This window comes from Mucilaginibacter sp. KACC 22773 (assembly GCF_028736215.1).
In the GTDB taxonomy this organism is placed as follows: Bacteria; Bacteroidota; Bacteroidia; order Sphingobacteriales; family Sphingobacteriaceae; genus Mucilaginibacter.
The window spans coordinates 6,632,787-6,650,838 of sequence record NZ_CP117883.1; the positions used below are offsets into that span (position 1 = coordinate 6,632,787).

Below are 18,052 nucleotides of genomic sequence, written 5' to 3' on the forward strand. Positions count from 1 at the left end.
CTATTTATTAAGCTCAAAAACTTCCACCAATTCGGTTGTACAGCCTTGCCACGATTTTTGATCTAAAATAAATCGATTTCCATTTTTTGCAATTCTCAATCTTTCGGTATCGTTTCTTAATAATTTTAATAATGCACTAATAATTTCATTTGTATTGCCGGATTTAAAAATTATTGCGGTTTCGTTATCCTTTGCATACATGAGATGGCCCTCTGCATCAGAGCAAACAACCGCGCAACCGCAATGCATAGCCTCGATACCCGGTATACCATATCCCTCCCACAGGCTGGGAGTTAAAAATATAGCGCAACTATTCATGATGTGTGCTAAATTGGAAGGCGTTTGATGATAGTGAAAATCTGCAGGTAAAGCTGCAGGCCCGGCCGATGTACCAAACAAATGAACCTTTAACTTTTGATTTTGCAGCTTTAATTGAAGCAGCGCATCCAGGCCGTACTTAGATCCTTTTCGTTCCTCTGTTGAGTACATCATACAAATACTATCCTTATCCCGCGAATCAATGGGCGATATTATTTTAAAAAGGCTCCTGTCAACGCTTATGGATATTTTATGGATTTTTTCACCAAATTCTTCTATATATTTTTTGATGTGATTTGAATAAGTAAGCTTTACTATATTTTTGAATAGATATGAATCGAGAATGTCTTGCTTGTTACCGGTCCAAAATTCGAGGTCCTGTATCAGGTTAAACTTTTGCCCTTTTGCAACATTTAATATTTGAAGGTCATGCGCCAATGACCAACCAGTAAAAAATATCGCATCAGCGTCCCTTATATCCTTGTTACTTACTTTATCTATAATGGCCGATATTATATTACTATTCAATTTAAACCATGCCGGATGTTTGAAGAAAGAAAAGTAGACCTTCCGCAATAGATTACGGGATTTCTTTAGCTTAAAAAACGATGTTTCCATACAATTGTATATGGCAACATCATGCCCTAAAATATTAAGCTGATTAGCAAACTCATACATAATTTTTGTACCTCCACCCGGTTTGCGTATAACGTGAGGTAAAATAACATTGATTTTCATGGAGCCGTTAATTCTAATCTTTTTTTTTATACGCCCTAAAAACCAAAAGCAATATTACTACAGCTACCAACGCCAGCGAAAAACCAGCCAAGAAACCAACTACCTTATTGAATTTGGTTTTCTCAAGCGGCAATACAGGGCTGTCGATCATTTGTATCAAAGGCGTTTCCTGTCTTAAAGCCATCCTTGAAAGCTCAAGATTTTTAACTATTTCTGTATATATAGCTGTACTTGCCTGTACATCAATTTGCTTTTTTTGCGAAGGTACGCGCAATACCTGCAACGCCGGGTTTGCGTTAGGAGACGCATCAATTGCCGAGGCCACGCCACCAATTGAGCCATTTAATGCCTTCCTCACACTATCGGCCTGAAACTGTAGTATGCGAATATTTTGCTCACTTTTTTTTGTTTTGGTTTGGGTATAAAACTCATTAACTTTTTCAACAAGCTTAACGTTAAACTCTTTCGCAAAAAGTTCGTCTTTGTTTGTTACATCAACCCTTATTATACTTAACTTTTTATCGGGTTTACTAACCGAAAGTGACTGTTTATTAAGCGCCTCAACAATTTTAGAGATGATACTATCTTGTTTAATCGTAAACTTACCCGGATCGCCGGAAAATGTTATGTTATCAATACCCTCATCATTTTTCCAAATTTGCCGTAAATGATTAAAACTGATGTATCTATCAATCAGCAATTGTTTTTTACCGGCAAATTCACTTTGGCTTAGTAGCGTTTTTTCTACCATCAGGCGCGACTTATATAACTCAAGAATGTTATCGTTTTGAAATATGCCGCCGCCACCGCCACCACCTATGTCAATACCTGCTATAGATGCAAGACTTGCGTATTGGCTTAATCCACCAGCCTTACTTCCATCATCTAATACAAAAGTAGATGATGCAGTATAAACAGGCTTTTTAATTATTGCGTAAGCTATTCCTAATATGCCTCCTAAAGCCCCACCTATTAGTATGATAAGTAGTTTACTTTTTAAATAATTACTAACTAAACGAAATTTATTTACAAACTCTGTTACCGATATTTCGTCAGGGCTGCTGTTACTTGTATGCGTCATGAATGAGGTTGATACTGCTTTACTACTTATTTAAACTTAAAATTCCCAAAATTATGGCTCCTAACGAAGCCAGCCCCGTAGTAAACCCTAAAATATTCTGAGCTGTATTCCCTTTGCTCTCTGATTTTTTCGGCACATAAATTTCGCTCCCCGGTTTAACAGATGGATGATTATTAAAAAACAAAAATTTCCTGGTGCCTTTTACCGTGCCGTTCGGATACACAACATATGCCCCTCTTCTTAATGCATCAGGACCGTAGCCTCCGGCGTTAGATACAAAATCATTAAATGATTTTGAGCTATCATATACTACCGCGCTTGGATAAAGTACCTGGCCATTAACACGAACAATTTGCTGTTGCTTAGGTACCCTTATAATGTCGCCATCTTCCAGTAATAAATCACTTTTCGACCCTGGTGTTTTTAAAACCGCCCCAAGGTCAATCCCTACATAGTTGTTGCGCTGTTGCGTATCGGCATTGGTTGTAGAATCTTTGTAGGCTCTTTTAAGCCTGTTGGCCTGCGCCATCCTTTCCAGGGTAAAAGCCGCGGTATCTGCTTTATTCTTATCAATGCCCAATATGGCAATGTTTTCTCTTTTTAATGATCCGCCTTCAACATCGGCCGATGCGGTAAGCCCCCCCGCTCGTGCTATCAAATCTGATATTTTTTCGTTTTTAGTTTTAATGGTATATGATCCCGGATACAATACTTCACCTTCAACTTTAACTGTCTTTTGTTTTTCGTACCCTGGCAAACTATATATTGATACTATATCAAATGGTGTTAACACAAAATTGGCTTCATTGGGTTTTAATGGGCCATCAATATTCACGCTAAAAACCTGGGCTACAGAACTGCTTTTAGATGATGGATCGGCATTAGATACCCTCCTGGCCACTTCAATCCGTTTTGTGCTGGCCCCCTCGGCAAAGCCACCGGCTTTTAAAATCAGGTCCTCTACTTTCATATTTTCCGAAAAGGCAAATTTCCCAGGCTTCCTTACGCTACCATTAATAGTAACTACGTATTTATCACGTAAATCAAAAATTGATGATATGTTAATAATGTCTTCGCGTTGTAACGGAATATTTACCGTTTTATTCATCACATCTTTTACACTAAAACCTATCATTTCGGTACTATTATCGGGCTTCAGGCGCGTAATGGTTCCCCTTTCTGTAAAAGCATCTTCTTTTAAACCGGCTGCTTTCTCAATCAACTGATATAAAGTTAACCCGTTTTGTAACTCGTAATCGCCAGGCTTAAAAACCGCTCCGTTAATAACCACCCTGTTTTCAAATCTGTTAATAATTGATTCAATAGTGTATTTATCGCCCCTTAAGGGTACATAATTTTTATAATCGGCCTCTAAAACATCCGTAATCTTTCTTTGCTGGTCGCTTATTTGCGATACTTTTATGCGGGCAGTATAGGCGCTATCGGTAAAGCCGCCGGCGTAGTTTATAATATCGTCAAGACTTTCGCCTGGTAAAACCTCAAACAGTGCCGGAATTTTTACCTGCCCGGCAAGCTCAACCCTTGCACGGTATGTAGGCACCCGCACAATATCCTGATCCTGTAATCCTATGTTATTTTTTTGATCGCCTTTGACCAAAAAATCATAAACATCAAGATGCCTGATGATCCGGTTATTTCTGATTATTTCTATCTGCCTTAAACTTCCGTTATCTGTTGGGCCGCCCGCCATATAAAGCGCGTTGAAAACCGTAGCAAGCGACGGTAAAGTATAGGTACCCGGCTTAGAAACCTGCCCAATAATAATCACCTTTATACTTCGGATATTTCCTAATGTTACCTGAACGCTTGTGCCGCGCCCAACAGCGTAATTGTTAGCTGCAAGCCTGCTCTTTATGGCTACTGAAGCCTGCTCAATGGTTTTACCACCAACATTTAAAATGCCCACGCCAGGTATATTGATATTGCCCTCCGGAGATACTTCAAGTTTCCAATTTACTAATGAGTTGCCGTAAACATTGATATTAAGCTGGTCATTAGGCCCAACAATATAATTTAAAGGAGTAGCAAGTTTAAGGTTGGGCTCAAATGAGCTGTTCTTGTTTTTAAAAATATCTGCACCAAAAATTTTAGGCTTAAGACTTTCAAATATGTCCTTTTGTGTTGATAACGAATCATTGCTATCTGGCTTGTAATTAAGTTGACGGCCTTGTGTGTTGGTACTGTCAGCTGCATTTGTTGACGACACGCCTGATTTGCTGCGAATGTTTTTTATTCTCGACTGTAATTTTTGGGACTGACTGGCCGACATGCCCCTGCTTTGCGCCTGCTGTATTAAATCAGCATCACTTAACCCTGCATTTTGTGCTTGCTGCAACAGTTGTATTAACTGCTGATCAGAAACATCATCAATGTTTATTGAAGATATATTTTGGAGATTGGCTTGAGCAGAAACGAATTTAATTGAACAACAAAGAATAGTGAAAGCAATCAAAAATATGCGAAAGTGAAATTTATTCATAAGTAACCATTAATGGCATTTAAAACGATATTGGGATAGGCGATATTATTTTTTTGCAAAAGTAATTTAAATTGGGATTATTAAGAACAATGATATTTTTTAATTAAAAGTCAAGTTCATTTTTAAAAACGATAAGTAACCGCGATTGTATCAATTAGTTAAAGTAATAGATAACATTAAGCCGCGCGTGTAAATTGAAGCTTTTGCCATTTTTGTATTCGTAGTTAAGGGTATAAACAGGCGTAATTTCTGCCGAAAGCAGATATTTTTTCAGTTTTACATTGCTGTAAAAGGTGCTTGAAATATCTACCCAATGCAAATTAAAAGTACCTGTACCGGCGTAAGCGCTATAATACAAATCATTATTATGCAATTGCCTTTCAAGTGTAACCCCAAAGGAATTTAGGTTTTTTAGATAGCTAACATCCAGCATAAAACTGCTGCTGCCGGGCCCTATGCCGGCGCCAATATACCTGCCATTGTTTGTATATCCATCCCGTGGGCTTTGAAGGTGTTCATACCAGGTAGGCTCATCTCTTAATAAATAAGTTGGCGACCTTTGTAACGATGTCATTTCGGCTTTTATTTGTAAATAGCTGCCTTTTTTTAAACCAAATAGTTTTCTGCCACCGAGCGTGTAGGCTGCGGAATGACTTGGCTCCTGAATAAAATCATTAAGTCCGGCGCTTCTGTCGTTCCGGGCCCATTCAAAATAAATTTCGGCTTGGTATAGGGGCAAAAGTTGCCTTATATTAAATGCGTATGCAAAATCCTGTCCGTCTCCTCTTGTCGCGTTTGTAATATCATTTGCTTTTGCCGACGACCCTGTAATTACCGGAAATATCTGTCGTCCTAAACTCTTTTTGTTATAAACGGAATCTTTATCAAGGTAATCATAACTGGTAACTCCCAAATATAACCCCTTTAGCCATTTAGGTTGCCAATTAATAGTATACGCAGAAAGGTACCGGGTAACTTTAGGCTTGGGATTATACCGATTGCCGCCATAAACCAGTTTGGTTACATCATCTGGCGCAAAGCCCGATTGTTTTAAGTTTCCACCTATTATTTGCCATTCAAACGAGCCAATTATTGTTCTAACCGGTTTTACCGAATTAAATGTCCAGTGTAAAAAACCGGGGGCCGAGTTGCTCATCATGATGGAGTTTTTTATGCCGGGGCCCCACCATATGTTTTCTGTTGAAACCCCGGCTTCGACGCTTTTGTAATTTAACGTTATTTTTGATTGTCCGGGGTAAAGGTGCTTTATTGAATTATTTCCAAATCTTTCGGGCGCATCAATGCCATTTATTGTACCAAAATAAGCATTCATAAGCGCCGGCGAATTATTGATTGCCTGTACATCGGCAAAGGTTGAAAACGCTTTGTTTTGCGCGTAAACCAGTTCGGGCTTTACCTGCACTGTTAAAATGCCTGCATTTAACAAAAAGCCCCCGCTAAGCATGCTTTGATAACCTTTATTTGGATACATCGAACCGTTGTTATAACCGTACGGACGATTTACATTATATTCATTTAGCCAGTTTATTGGAAGCAACCGTATACCAGATGGCATACCCATAACATTAAATTTAGAGTACATTCTGCTTGCTATCAAGTTTCTTAGCAATGTATCGGCTATGTTTTCAAATTGATTTTCTAATGGCCGGATGGTAAACGAGGCCGAATAACCGCTTTGCCCGGAAACCTGGTTTCTCCTTGCAATATCTTCGGCATAGGCTCCCGTGGCAATACTTTGTGATAAAGCACTAACGGGGATTAACAATATAGAGAAAATTAATGGGAAAAACTTTTGCATAACATAAGATTTAGGTAATTTATATTAAGTTATTACTCGTGCGCTATAAATAACAAGCCACCATAAGCCCACGAATAATATTTATTTATTTTAACGTCGATTCAATTACTAAAAGTACACCTTTTAGTGACAATATTTAATAATTTAACACAGATTATATGTTTTTTATGCATTTTTAATAAATATTTTACAATAAACGAATATTGTGGAAATATTTCACCGAACGTTTGAGCAAAAATATAAGCTAATCGCCGGCAACCGGGTTTGGGGGCCTTATTCAACGCCGCCGAAAACGGGCAGTGCAAAAACTTAATTTCTGCCTATCTATTTTTAATTTAACATTTCCTTCATTTTTCCTATGAGTTTTTTTTACGACCTTTGTCGCCGTTAGTACTTTTAGTTATAGGCTATAACCAACATGTTAATATGAATTATACCATCAATAATTTACCCGAACGTACAGCTAAACCCCGAGATAAAGGCATTACCATGGTAATGGACAAGGGTTTAAGTTTAAGGCAGGTTGAAGATTTTATTGAGGTTGGCGGCACACATACCGATATTGTAAAACTGGGTTGGGCAACATCATATGTTACCCCCAACCTGGATGAAAAGATAAAACTATATAAACAAGCCGGTATCCCGGTATACTTTGGTGGCACCTTGTTTGAGGCCTTTATTGTACGTAACCAGTTTGATGATTACTGCCGCCTGCTGGATAAATACCAGCTTGAGCACTGCGAGGTATCAGACGGATCAATTACCATCGAGCACGATATTAAATGCGAATACATCAGCAAGCTGGCCAAACAGGTTACAGTAATATCCGAAGTAGGCTCAAAGGATGTGCAAAAGATTTTTGCTCCTTATAAATGGATTAAGCTCATGAATGCCGAAATTGAAGCCGGTTCATGGAAGGTTATCGCCGAAGCCCGCGAAAGCGGTAACGTAGGTATCTACCGCGATTCGGGCGAAGTAAGGCAGGGCCTGGTTGATGAGATACTTACCCAGATACCCGAAGGCACCATTATTTGGGAAGCTCCGCAAAAAGCTCAGCAGGTTTGGTTTATTAAGCTGATTGGTGCCAACGTAAGCCTGGGCAACATAGCCCCTGCCGATATTATCCCCCTGGAAACGTTACGCCTGGGCATCCGAAGCGATACTTTCGATCATTTTTTGAGTTTATGATTAAAGAGGATAAAATTAAGATAAAAACTCATTGAGTTGCAGCTGTCTTTATTCTGTTCTCTTGATTTTTTTCGCGGTCTGTGTGCTCCCAGGCTGCCATTTCAACGATGGTAATTGTGACTAAAACTCCGCGTTTCCTTATATTGCCCTATTGTTATTTTGGATATGGCAGTTGTCATTTCTGTGTATATCTTTAGGCTTTTATTTTAGGCGATACTAAATAAACTTATACATGAAACACTACGGGCTGATAGGCTTTCCGCTTTCGCATTCTTTTTCGAAGAAATATTTTACCGAGAAATTTAAAACCGAAGGCATTGAAGATGCTGTTTACGATGTGTATCCGCTGGAACATATTAAAGATTTGCAGGACTTGCTGGATGAACATCCTAATCTTGTGGGCTTAAATGTTACCATTCCCCATAAAGTTTCCATTATACCCTATTTGGATTGGATTGAGCATGATGCCCGCACAGCAGGCGCGGTAAACTGCATTTGTATAAGCGCCGAGAGCCCCCTGCAGGCAGCATTTACAGGCGAGGTTGGCATAACCGGGCACGATTTCCGGCTGGAAGGTTATAATACCGATTTATATGGCTTCGAAATGTCGATAAAGCCGCTCATCAACGACACCAACGATGAGGCCCTGGTTTTGGGCGATGGCGGCGCGGCAAAAGCGGTAAGGTGTGTATTGGAAAATATGGGCATCACATACAAAACCGTTACCCGCAAACCACATCCCGATCATTTACTGTTCAGCGAGCTGACGCCGCACCATATAAAACAGCATAAAATCATTATCAATACCACACCTGTAGGTACATCGCCCAATATTCACGAATGCCCGCCAATACCCTACGAGGCTATTACCGATGAGCACTTACTGTACGATTTGATTTACAACCCCGAAGAAACCCTGTTTTTAAAACAAGGCCGCGAACGTGGCGCAACCACCAAAAATGGTTACGAAATGCTGGTATTGCAGGCCGAAAAATCATGGGAGATATGGAATACTAAAGACCTGCGTGTATGAGGTATTTAACATTACTGGTTTTAGCCTTATTTGTTTTAGTTGCCTGCGGCGGCAATCATGATTACTCGCCCAAACCCCGTGGTTACTCCCGCATTGTTTTCCCCAAAAAAGAATACCAGGAATATAATGGCGGTTGCCCCTATAGCTTTACTTACCCTAAATACGCTGTTATTGAGCCAGATAAGAGCAGCAATGCAAAGCCATGTTGGGTAAACATGCAATTTCCCGATTTTCATGCAACGCTGCATTTGAGTTATCAGCCGGTAACCACCAAAAAAGAATTTAATCAGTTAACCGAAGATGCCCGCACCTTCGCTTTCAAGCACACCATAAAGGCAACATCAATTGATGAGGGCATTATTGCTTATCCGGAGCGCAAGGTATATGGCATTTACTATACTATTGATGGCAACGCGGCATCGTCGGCCCAGTTTTTCCTTACAGATAGTACAAAAAATTACCTGCGGGGAGCGCTTTACTTTAACAACGAACCACGTCTTGATTCGATACAACCAGCCTTAAGCTTCATTAAAAAAGACGTGGAGGTTTTGATCAAAAGCTTAAAGTGGAAGTAGGGGAGAGAATCAAGAGGCAAGAATCAAGAATTAACTTTTTTCGGGGTGAAACTTACGAAGTTTTTAAAACTTCGTAAGTTTAGCTTAGCCAATAAACTTCAGCTGTTAATTGTGGCCCATTTGGTTTTCCAATAACAAAGTAATCAATACCCCAGCAATTTCTCCATTATCTTGGCAAGTCTTGCTTTGGCCAAAAACTGGTCTTCCAGTGCTTTATTCATGGGGATGGCCGTATCCAGGCTTCCGCAGCGCATTACCGGGGCATCCAGACATTTAAAGCAATGTTCGGCAATGTGGGCTGCTATTTCGGCGCCGAAGCCGCTGGTGAGGGTATCCTCATGCAGCACCAGGGCCCGGCCGGTTTTCTTTACGCTTTGTTCAACGGCGTTCTTATCCCATGGCAGCAGGCTGCGCAGGTCGATGACCTCTAAGGATAATTCAGGATGTTTGGCCGCGTACTCCAGCGCCCAGTGTACGCCCAAACCAAAGGTGATGATGGTAGCTTTTTCGCCTTGTTGCACAATATTGGCTTTACCAATTTCTATCAGCACATCATTATCCGGCACCTCGCCGCTTATGCTGCGGTACAGATATTTATGCTCAAAGTAAATGACTGGGTTAGGGTCGTCAATTGCTGCCAGCAACAGGCCCTTGGCATCGGCCGGAAAAGCGGGGTAAACTACCTTCAACCCTGGCGTTTTTGTAAACCAGGCCTCGTTGCTTTGCGAGTGGAAAGGCCCGGCACCGGTGCCTGCGCCGGTTGGCATACGTACAACCATATCAACGGCCTGCGCCCAGCGGTAATGGGTTTTGGCCAGGTTATTAATAATCTGGTTAAATCCGCAGGTAACAAAATCGGCAAACTGCATTTCAACAATAGCTTTGTAGCCGTTGAGCGCTAAGCCCATACCCGCGCCAACAATGCCCGATTCGCAGATGGGGGTGTTGCGTACGCGGCCTTTACCAAATTCTTCTACAAAGCCCTGGGTTATTTTAAATGCGCCGCCATATTCGGCAATATCCTGCCCCATAACTACCAGGTTTGGATACTTGCGCATCCCCTGGCGCATGCCGTCGCTTATAGCATCTATATACCGCTTATTGGTTGCCGGGCTTGCCGGTGGTTGGCTTGCCGGGAATTGATAAGGCCGGTACATATCGGCCACTTCGGTTTCAATATCCGGCACAATATCAGCCTCGCTGTAAACCTTTTCAAATTCCGATTCAATAAGCGTGGTAAACTCTTTCCTGATAATAGGAATCCATTCAGGCAGCAGCACGCGTTCATTCAATAAATATTTCTCGAAATTAGCCAGCGGGTCTTTAGCACCCCACCACTCAAATAAGTTTTGCGGTACATATTTAGTACCCGAAGCTTCTTCGTGGCCGCGCATCCTGAAGGTCATGCATTCCAGCAAAACCGGTCTGGGGTTTGCTCCAATGCTGTTTTTTATATCCGTTATGGTATGGTACACCTCTAAAATATTGTTGCCATCAATACGGCGGCCCTCCATGCCGTAGCCTATAGCTTTATCAACCAGCTGGGTGCAATGATATTGCTCGTTTGTAGGGGTTGATAAGCCGTAACCATTGTTCTCGATAAGGAAAATAACAGGCAAATTCCAAACCGCCGCAATATTTAAAGCCTCATGAAAATCCCCTTCGCTGGTAGCTCCTTCGCCGGTATAAACCAGGGTGGTTTTATGCCGGTTAGATAATACATCAGCCAGTGCTATGCCGTCGGCTAAGGCCAACTGTGGCCCCAGGTGCGATATCATCCCAATGATCTTATATTCCTGTGTGCCGAAATGAAAAGACCTATCGCGCCCCTTGGTAAAACCCGATGGCTTGCCCTGCCATTGCGCCATTAACCGCGAAAGCGGGATATTACGCGTTGTAAAAACACCCAGGTTGCGGTGCATAGGCAAAATATACTCATCGTCGGCCATGGCCAGGGTACTGCCAACGGCAATGGCTTCCTGCCCTATGCCCGAAAACCATTTGCCAATGCGGCCCTGCCTTAACAGGATGAGCATTTTCTCCTCGACCATGCGTGGCAGCAACAGTTTTCTGTAAAAAGACAGCAACGTGTCGTTATCAAGGTATTTACGATCAAAAATCATAAGGTAAAACTACTGAAGTTTTTAAATGGCAAGGCCTTCAACAAGGTCAAAAAATAATTTTTTCGGGTTAAACTTTGTATGTTTGGTAATTCCTAACTAAAAACGATGAAACGATTTGTATATTTAATATTGGCGGTATTGTTGATCATTGGTTTTACGGCCTACGCGCAAGATTTCTTTTTATTGCCCGGCAGTTTCTATATGAAAAAAGGCGATAACATTAACCTGCACTTGTTAAGCGGCAATGAATTTGCAAAGGAGGGGGAGTACAAATACGACGGCGCCAAGATCTCGAAATTTGTATTGTACGAAGGAAAGAAACAGACCGACCTGAGCAAATTGCCAAAAGATACGGCATCAAATATATTAAACTACAAACTGGAAAGCCCTGGTTTAGCTACCATCGAAGTCATCAAAAGTGAGAATGTAGAATCGGAAAGAAACAAGTTTTTAAAATACCTGAGCAGCGAAGGGCTTGACCAAATTGCCGAAGAGGCAAAAGCCAACAATCAGCAATACTTTGTAGAAAAAACAACCCGCTACTTAAAAACACTGGTAACTGTTGATAAACCAACCGACCGGGATTTTGAAAAGCCACTGAACGAGGAATACGAAATTGTTATTAAACAAAACCCCTACAAAGCCGATTACGGCGATGATGTTACTGCCGAGGTTCTTTTTCATGGCAAGCCGTTGAAAGACGCTGTGGTTATTTTGTACGTAAAAACAATTAACGGCAATGTTTATCCCCAGAAATTGAGCGCTGATGCAAGTGGGCTTATATTTTTTAAACTAAGCCGCGAAGGGATATACATGTTAAGCTCGGTACATATTGAAGCATCGAAAGACAAAAATGCCGATTTTGAAAGTTGGGGAACCACCTTCACTTTTGCTTTTACCAATAACGGCAGCATGCCCGATACCTACCGCGAATTTGGCTTCGGCAACAAGCATTAAAGTATAATCGATTTATATATCCAACACCGAACTTCCAATATCGAATAATGAAGTGAAAATCTCGGTGTTGGATATTCAACATTCATTATTCGATATTATTTGCGCTTATCTTAATCACACTGGGCTTAGGCCCCATGATGCACGCCTTCGGCAATCTCTTCAATGGCTTTTCGGTTAAAGGCATCCAGGTCGGCTGGGGTGCGGCTTGTTACCAGGCCGTTGTCAACCACAACCTCTTCGTCAACCCAATCAGCACCTGCATTTATCAGGTCGGTTTTTAAAGACGGATAGGAAGTAAGGCGGCGGCCATTAATCAATCCTGTTTCAATAAGCACCTGCGGGCCATGGCAAATGGCTGCTACCGGTTTCCCTTCATCTAAAAATGCTGATGCAAAAGCTATCGCATCTTTATTTTGTCTTAACTTATCGGGGTTTAGTACGCCACCAGGCAAAACCAACGCGTCATAATCATCGGGGCTCACTTCGCTCAGTTGTTTATTTACATTAATTTCGATACCCCAGTTGGTTTTGTCCCACGCTTTTATTTTGCCTGCTTTAGGCGATATCACATGAACAGTTGCCCCTGCTGCTTCCAGGGCTGCTTTTGGGCTTGTTAACTCAACCTGTTCAAATCCTTCTTCGGTAAGGATAGCTACCTTACGATCATTTAAACTTGCCATAACTGTATTTTTAATTATTACTATAATAAATTAAGTGCAATATAAATACAGGCCAACGATTAGATGGTTTCAGGTATTTTAAAATAACAAAAGTGAACTTTTAAGGTACTATCTATCAGCTATATGCCCCAATGCATAATTGATAAAGTTACTCGTAAGCCCATAATCTTCCGTTCCCTTACGGCGGATAAAAAAGAAATCGCGGGTAATTTTCAGGCCTTCGATGGGTACTTCAACCAGGTCGCCTTCGGCCAACTGGCGGATGATAGAAGGGCGGGGCATAAAACCCAGGCACTGATCGGCCAGTAAGAAGTTTTTAAGTGCTTCGGTGCCGCCAAGGCGGATTTTTACTGATAGGTCGGCCGGTTTTATATGCAGCGCCGATAGTGATTTTAAAACCGCGTTTAGCGTACCAGAGCCGCGCTCGCGCACGGCTAACGGCGTCTTAACAAACTGCTTTAACGTTAGCGATTTGCCGGCCAGCGGGCTTTTTGCTGAGCATACCGGGATCACCTCGTCGCTCATGAAAGGATTGTAGGATACAGTTGTGAGCTTATTATCAACCTCGATGATGCCGATATCAACCTCGTGATTCAGTAATGCATTCAGGATATATTCGGAGTTACGGTTCACCAATTGTACATCTACATTGGCGTACTCGCGCTGAAAACCCGATAGTATTGATGGTAAAATATATAGTGCAATGGTGGTGCTGGCCCCTAAGCGCAAATGGCCTGCAGCTTGTGACAGGTTACTGAGTACCGAGAGATCGTATTCAATTTTGCGTTCAATTTCGGTGGCTTGCTGCAGGTATTCGTTCAGTTTACTGCCCGCTTCGGTAAGCAGTATGCTGTTGCCTTTGCGCTCAAATAAGGGTACTTTATACTGATCTTCCAGGGCCTTAATATGCTTGCTTATAGCGGGCTGCGTTACAAACAGCACCTGTGCAGCTTTTGAGAAACTCAAATTGGCGGCAACTTCCATAAAAACACGGTGGGCGAAGGATATCATAGTTTATTTATTATATCCTCTTTGCTGATTTTTAGTTGAGAAGAAACATCGTTTATTATAGACATAAGAGTTCCCAATTTAATAGGATTGTGATTAGGTATGGTAATACTTTTGGCCCCTTCATCCGTTGTGGCCAAAGACATCCTTATATGACTACCAACTTGACGAATAACCTTGTATCCGTATTTGGACAACAACTTTACCAAGTCGCTACCAGACACATCTCTTGGTGCTTTAGGAGACATAATTACTTATAATTAAACGGTAATTATTTCTTCTTTTACGAGGTGTAAGCGGATAATTTTGGGCAGATTATCATCGTCAAAATGACACTGTACGGCTTCTCGAATGTTTCCTTTAAGTTCGTCCATTGTGTCGCCTTGAGTATAAATAGATTCACCTATGGCTCTGGCGTTGTAACCTCCCTCAATCGCTTCTTCTACTAAGAAAAATACTTCATTCATATTCAAATTTATTGAAAATTTATGATTAATTCTTAACTCTTTACTTTCTCGAAAAACCTTCCGGTAAATTTATAGGTGATAAACTTGCGGGTCATTTTGCCGCTGAAATCAACCAGGGGGGTATGTATGGTTTTTGTAGTATGATCAAATGTGATGCTCGGGAAAGTATCCCAATCGGCTACCGATTGCAGGTTGTATTCATAATACAAACGGCTTAATACTGCCGTAGGGGTTTTTACCATAGGTACGCGGCCGTTCAGCACACCTTTTTCAATGGCATAAGCCCGAATACCCTGCCCGGCTTTACTGGCCGACATTACCGAGTTATAAACTGCCATATACATGGTTTTGTTATTGGCCGTAAACGTATAAATCTTCGGGAACCAGTAAGCTTCCTTGCCCGGTGGGTCCATTTTTAAGAGCGATAGCGTTTGACCGTTAACTTTGTATTGCAGTATGTTATCAAAATCGTACCCGCCATTGCCCAGCCGGGTATCCCAGGAATAGGTACGGAACATGCCATCTGACGAAGTTGCGATAACCATCCTCTCTTTTACCAGCGATGTGAATTTTAAATCGATAGTAAAGGGGTATTTAGCAGTATAATATTTAAGCTTAAAGGCAAAGATGCTGTTCATCTTTTTTAAGGAATCAATGGCTTTCCATTCTTTTTTATGCGTGCCATAGTAATTAACGCGCTTAAAAACACGTAACAGGTCATTCTCAATAGCCTGCGGACTACTAATAGTTTGGGCAGACAGATTGGCTGCGATAAAACAGCAACATAAAACAACGACGAGCTTAAGGGCTTTCATTGGTAACAAGATAGTAAAAAACAGATGCAATTATAAATAATAGTTGAAATTTATAACTATTACTTGGTTCCGCCTTTTCGATCGCTATGTTAAACTATATTTTTTATATAATCTTTAACAGGTTCATAAGTCAAATTATATTTGTGGTTCAATATCTTTTCACAAAAAGCGGTTTCAGCTCGCAAGTAAGAGAGAAAAACATGTTCTGCTTCTATATCAATGCTGTGACATCTCTTAGCTTCCACATATGTAAGTTTTAAAATGTACTCCGTTTTTTTTGTGAAAGGTATTTTTCTATCCGTGATAGGAATATTTAGCGAATCAAAAGAACGCTCAACATCTTCAATTAATTCAAATAAATTAACCTTGAAGTGCTTAAAGATTTTAAGTACGATATTTTTATCTGGATTTTTTATGCATTCATCTATAATAGCTAACAGCAAATGTTCAGGTTCAATGAAACTATATCTAAATTGAACGGCTAGCCTTCCCGATGATTGAATAATACTTCGTGTTAAGTCAGAAAAGTTTATGTTTTCCATTTTTAAATATAACTCAAACTCAGCAGATGAATGAGAACGCCGGAGCAATCAAACTATCGTAAATAAAAATAGGGATAATTGCAATTCATCCCCATTTATCGGCTTAAATAATATAGTTATAAATATGTGCCCTACCGTAACGTTGCATAATTATAAAACTGCATCGTTCCGTTACCTTGTATCTCAATTGTTTTGGTTTCGGCAACGCCCTGGGCATTTTTTAGGGTTATACTTACTTTGTTAGCCCCCTTTTGCAGCAGGACGCGGGCATAAGAAATAGATGAAGGCAGGGACTGCCAGTTACGCGTATCGGCCTTTTCAGATAACAGGCTGTATAGTTGTACGCCATACCCCAGCCCCTCTAAAACGCCGTTTGTTTTACCATCGCTTGTGGCCGCGGCACGCAAGCCATATTCGGCCATTTTTTTAACAGCAAGCCTCGCAAGCACTTTGCCCAGTTCTTTTAAAGTACGTTGCTGCAGCGTTTTAAAAGCCAGCTCATTAATATCTTCGGCTTTTTCAAAAGGTACTTGTTCATTATTGACACTGATGCTGCCGCTTAAATAATAAGGCGTTTGGGCAATATATTTTGGAAAAGCTACCCGCAAACTTTCAACTGATTTCAGGTTCACCCTATTCCTGTCGCCGCTATAATTAAAGGGGATCTCTAAACCGGCACCGTTAACAAAAAACAACCCGCCATCGCTATGCCTTACCATGCTAAAAAATAAATCTTCCTGTGTTTTAACCGGCGCAAGGCCGTTTTCCCAAAACAAGATCAGCACGCCGCCTTCGGTGGGTTTACCAAGAGTGTATGGAATACCAAATGTTTTCTCAAACTGATCGGCCTCGGTTGTAAAGCCGTTCAACATGGCGGTCCTGATCACATCCTCCTTTAATCTCATAGGCATCGGCGTACCATAATAGGCTTGATCGGGGTTTTTCAGGTAGATCTCGGCAGCGTTACGGTATGATATAAAGGCATTGTTTACATCGTTATTACGTTCGTAAAGCATGCCCTGGAACATTAGGGCAAAGGCATCGTTTGAGTAACGATTGTCTTTATTGTTAAATTTATCGCCCTGGTCCTGCGCCTGCAGGGTGATGCGGCGGGCCTCCACGATGGCATCTTCAATATTGTTCAGATAAAGGTAATTCAGCGCCTTGTAATAGTGGATCATAAATTTTTCAAAATCCTCGCCTTTATATGTTTGCGACATCGAGTTAACCAATAAACCAACGGCCGCGTCGGCAACACCTGTTAAACCACTGTCAAGTAACTGATCGGCATTGTTAAAGTACTTATTGCTTTCCTCGTATTCTCCTCTGAGATGCGTTACCCGCCCTTTCTCCATCAGGTACAGGAGTTTATTGCGCGGCTTTTGAATAAGGCCATTATTATCCAGGTCTTTTTCGGCCTGGGGGTAATTACCTGCGTAAACATTTTTGTAATAGGATGTCAGGCTTTGGTTATAAGTGGTACAACCAAATAAAAAAAGCATCACCCCTATAACAGGTGATGCGCGGAAAAAACGCGTACGTATGTTTATCATTTTAAGCTATAAGGAACCCTGAACATGGCGTACCAGCGACAAGGCTTACTTAATTAATTTTTTACGTATTTGGCTATTTTTTTCTCCCCTATCCAAACCACTTCGTTTGTTTGAATATTGGTAAGCTCGAGGTTTACCTGGTAGTAAACTACTTTTTGACGCTTGTGCGAATCAACAATAGAATTGATAGAGCCTTGCAGGATATAATCGGCACCATTCTCTAACCCAAATTGTTTCATGCTTGACACGGTTGCATTGGTTTGCTGGTCGGCTTTTTCGGCACGCAGTTCTTCACGTTTTTTACCACCCTGTACCAAACGAACCTTTTGGGTTTGGATAAATGAGCTTTCAATATCCTTTAAAAAAGTTTCAGCATCAATATGTTCATGGCTTTTGTTTTGCACAAAACCCACAATTACTACTGGCTTTTTGCCCTGATGATCGGCTTGATGAGTTTCGATCCAGCTTGCGCCTAAAATTTTGCCGGTTAGTTCTTCGGCCGCCATCCGGGAGTCGCTGTTATTCCAGTTGCCGCTTACATCTATAGTTTGATCGGTGCTTATGCGTGTTACCTGCCTTGAGCATGAAGCTGCAAAAAGTGTTGAAGCTGCAAGTGCAGCAATGGTTAAAATGTTATTAAATTTCATTGATAGTA

Annotated in this window: 17 protein-coding genes; 4 read left to right on the top strand and 13 right to left on the bottom strand. The window is 41.2% G+C overall.

All coding sequences use genetic code 11. From position 1 onward, the window contains the following. The 4 genes from PQ469_RS27450 to PQ469_RS27465 form a co-directional block, all read right to left on the bottom strand. Positions 1–1,056 (bottom strand): glycosyltransferase family 4 protein, encoded by a 1,056-nt coding sequence (locus tag PQ469_RS27450; protein WP_274210530.1) that lies wholly within the window; start codon positions 1,054–1,056, stop codon positions 1–3. 13 nt (positions 1,057–1,069) lie between these two features. Beyond that, positions 1,070–2,137 carry a lipopolysaccharide biosynthesis protein gene (locus PQ469_RS27455; protein ID WP_274210531.1) on the bottom strand — a complete coding sequence of 356 codons (1,068 nt, stop codon included), beginning with the start codon at positions 2,135–2,137 and terminating at the stop codon, positions 1,070–1,072. A gap of 22 nt (positions 2,138–2,159) precedes the next feature. Then, positions 2,160–4,493 carry an SLBB domain-containing protein gene (locus tag PQ469_RS27460; protein ID WP_274210532.1) on the bottom strand — a complete coding sequence of 778 codons (2,334 nt, stop codon included), beginning with the start codon at positions 4,491–4,493 and terminating at the stop codon, positions 2,160–2,162. A 298-nt stretch (positions 4,494–4,791) separates the two neighbouring features. Continuing rightward, positions 4,792–6,456 (bottom strand): capsule assembly Wzi family protein, encoded by a 1,665-nt coding sequence (locus PQ469_RS27465; RefSeq protein ID WP_274210533.1) that lies wholly within the window; start codon positions 6,454–6,456, stop codon positions 4,792–4,794. A gap of 426 nt (positions 6,457–6,882) precedes the next feature. Between PQ469_RS27465 and PQ469_RS27470 the strand changes: the two genes are divergently transcribed. The 3 genes from PQ469_RS27470 (at position 6,883) to gldD (ending at position 9,252) form a co-directional block, all read left to right on the top strand. Next, entirely contained in the window at positions 6,883–7,644 is a 762-nt protein-coding gene (locus PQ469_RS27470) for a phosphosulfolactate synthase (RefSeq protein WP_090641609.1), read from the top strand. Positions 7,645–7,876: 232 nt separating this feature from the next. Further along, complete coding sequence (locus tag PQ469_RS27475) at positions 7,877–8,677, top strand: shikimate dehydrogenase family protein (protein WP_274210534.1); 801 nt, start codon at positions 7,877–7,879, stop codon at positions 8,675–8,677. After that, positions 8,674–9,252 carry a gliding motility lipoprotein GldD gene (gene gldD, locus PQ469_RS27480; RefSeq protein ID WP_274210535.1) on the top strand — a complete coding sequence of 193 codons (579 nt, stop codon included), beginning with the start codon at positions 8,674–8,676 and terminating at the stop codon, positions 9,250–9,252. The genes PQ469_RS27475 and gldD overlap by 4 nt, the downstream gene beginning before the upstream one ends. Before the next feature lie 143 nt (positions 9,253–9,395). Here gldD and PQ469_RS27485 read toward each other — a convergent pair whose 3' ends face one another. Continuing rightward, a complete protein-coding gene (locus tag PQ469_RS27485; protein ID WP_274210536.1) occupies positions 9,396–11,375 on the bottom strand; it encodes an alpha-ketoacid dehydrogenase subunit alpha/beta in 1,980 nt (659 codons plus the stop codon). 105 nt (positions 11,376–11,480) lie between these two features. Between PQ469_RS27485 and PQ469_RS27490 the strand changes: the two genes are divergently transcribed. Next, the gene (locus PQ469_RS27490; RefSeq protein ID WP_090639653.1) at positions 11,481–12,332 is read left to right on the top strand and encodes a DUF4198 domain-containing protein; all 852 of its coding nucleotides are present in this window, start codon (positions 11,481–11,483) and stop codon (positions 12,330–12,332) included. A 125-nt stretch (positions 12,333–12,457) separates the two neighbouring features. Here the strand turns inward: PQ469_RS27490 and PQ469_RS27495 are convergent, their stop codons facing one another. The 8 genes from PQ469_RS27495 to PQ469_RS27530 form a co-directional block, all read right to left on the bottom strand. Further along, on the bottom strand, positions 12,458–13,012 hold the full coding sequence (locus PQ469_RS27495; protein ID WP_274210537.1) for a type 1 glutamine amidotransferase domain-containing protein: 555 nt from the start codon (positions 13,010–13,012) through the stop codon (positions 12,458–12,460). A gap of 108 nt (positions 13,013–13,120) precedes the next feature. Beyond that, positions 13,121–14,023, bottom strand: coding sequence for a LysR substrate-binding domain-containing protein (locus tag PQ469_RS27500; protein ID WP_090639647.1), 903 nt, complete (start codon positions 14,021–14,023; stop codon positions 13,121–13,123). Beyond that, positions 14,020–14,268 carry a type II toxin-antitoxin system HicA family toxin gene (locus PQ469_RS27505; RefSeq protein WP_090639644.1) on the bottom strand — a complete coding sequence of 83 codons (249 nt, stop codon included), beginning with the start codon at positions 14,266–14,268 and terminating at the stop codon, positions 14,020–14,022. The genes PQ469_RS27500 and PQ469_RS27505 overlap by 4 nt, the downstream gene beginning before the upstream one ends. A gap of 12 nt (positions 14,269–14,280) precedes the next feature. Next, positions 14,281–14,487, bottom strand: coding sequence for a 2-oxoisovalerate dehydrogenase (locus tag PQ469_RS27510; protein ID WP_090639641.1), 207 nt, complete (start codon positions 14,485–14,487; stop codon positions 14,281–14,283). A gap of 32 nt (positions 14,488–14,519) precedes the next feature. Next, complete coding sequence (locus tag PQ469_RS27515) at positions 14,520–15,302, bottom strand: hypothetical protein (protein ID WP_274210538.1); 783 nt, start codon at positions 15,300–15,302, stop codon at positions 14,520–14,522. A gap of 89 nt (positions 15,303–15,391) precedes the next feature. Further along, on the bottom strand, positions 15,392–15,844 hold the full coding sequence (locus tag PQ469_RS27520) for a Clp protease N-terminal domain-containing protein (protein ID WP_274210539.1): 453 nt from the start codon (positions 15,842–15,844) through the stop codon (positions 15,392–15,394). 131 nt (positions 15,845–15,975) lie between these two features. Next, positions 15,976–17,397 carry a COG3014 family protein gene (locus PQ469_RS27525; protein WP_274210540.1) on the bottom strand — a complete coding sequence of 474 codons (1,422 nt, stop codon included), beginning with the start codon at positions 17,395–17,397 and terminating at the stop codon, positions 15,976–15,978. A 53-nt stretch (positions 17,398–17,450) separates the two neighbouring features. After that, a complete protein-coding gene (locus PQ469_RS27530; protein WP_274210541.1) occupies positions 17,451–18,044 on the bottom strand; it encodes a penicillin-binding protein activator LpoB in 594 nt (197 codons plus the stop codon). Positions 18,045–18,052: the final 8 nt, after the last annotated feature.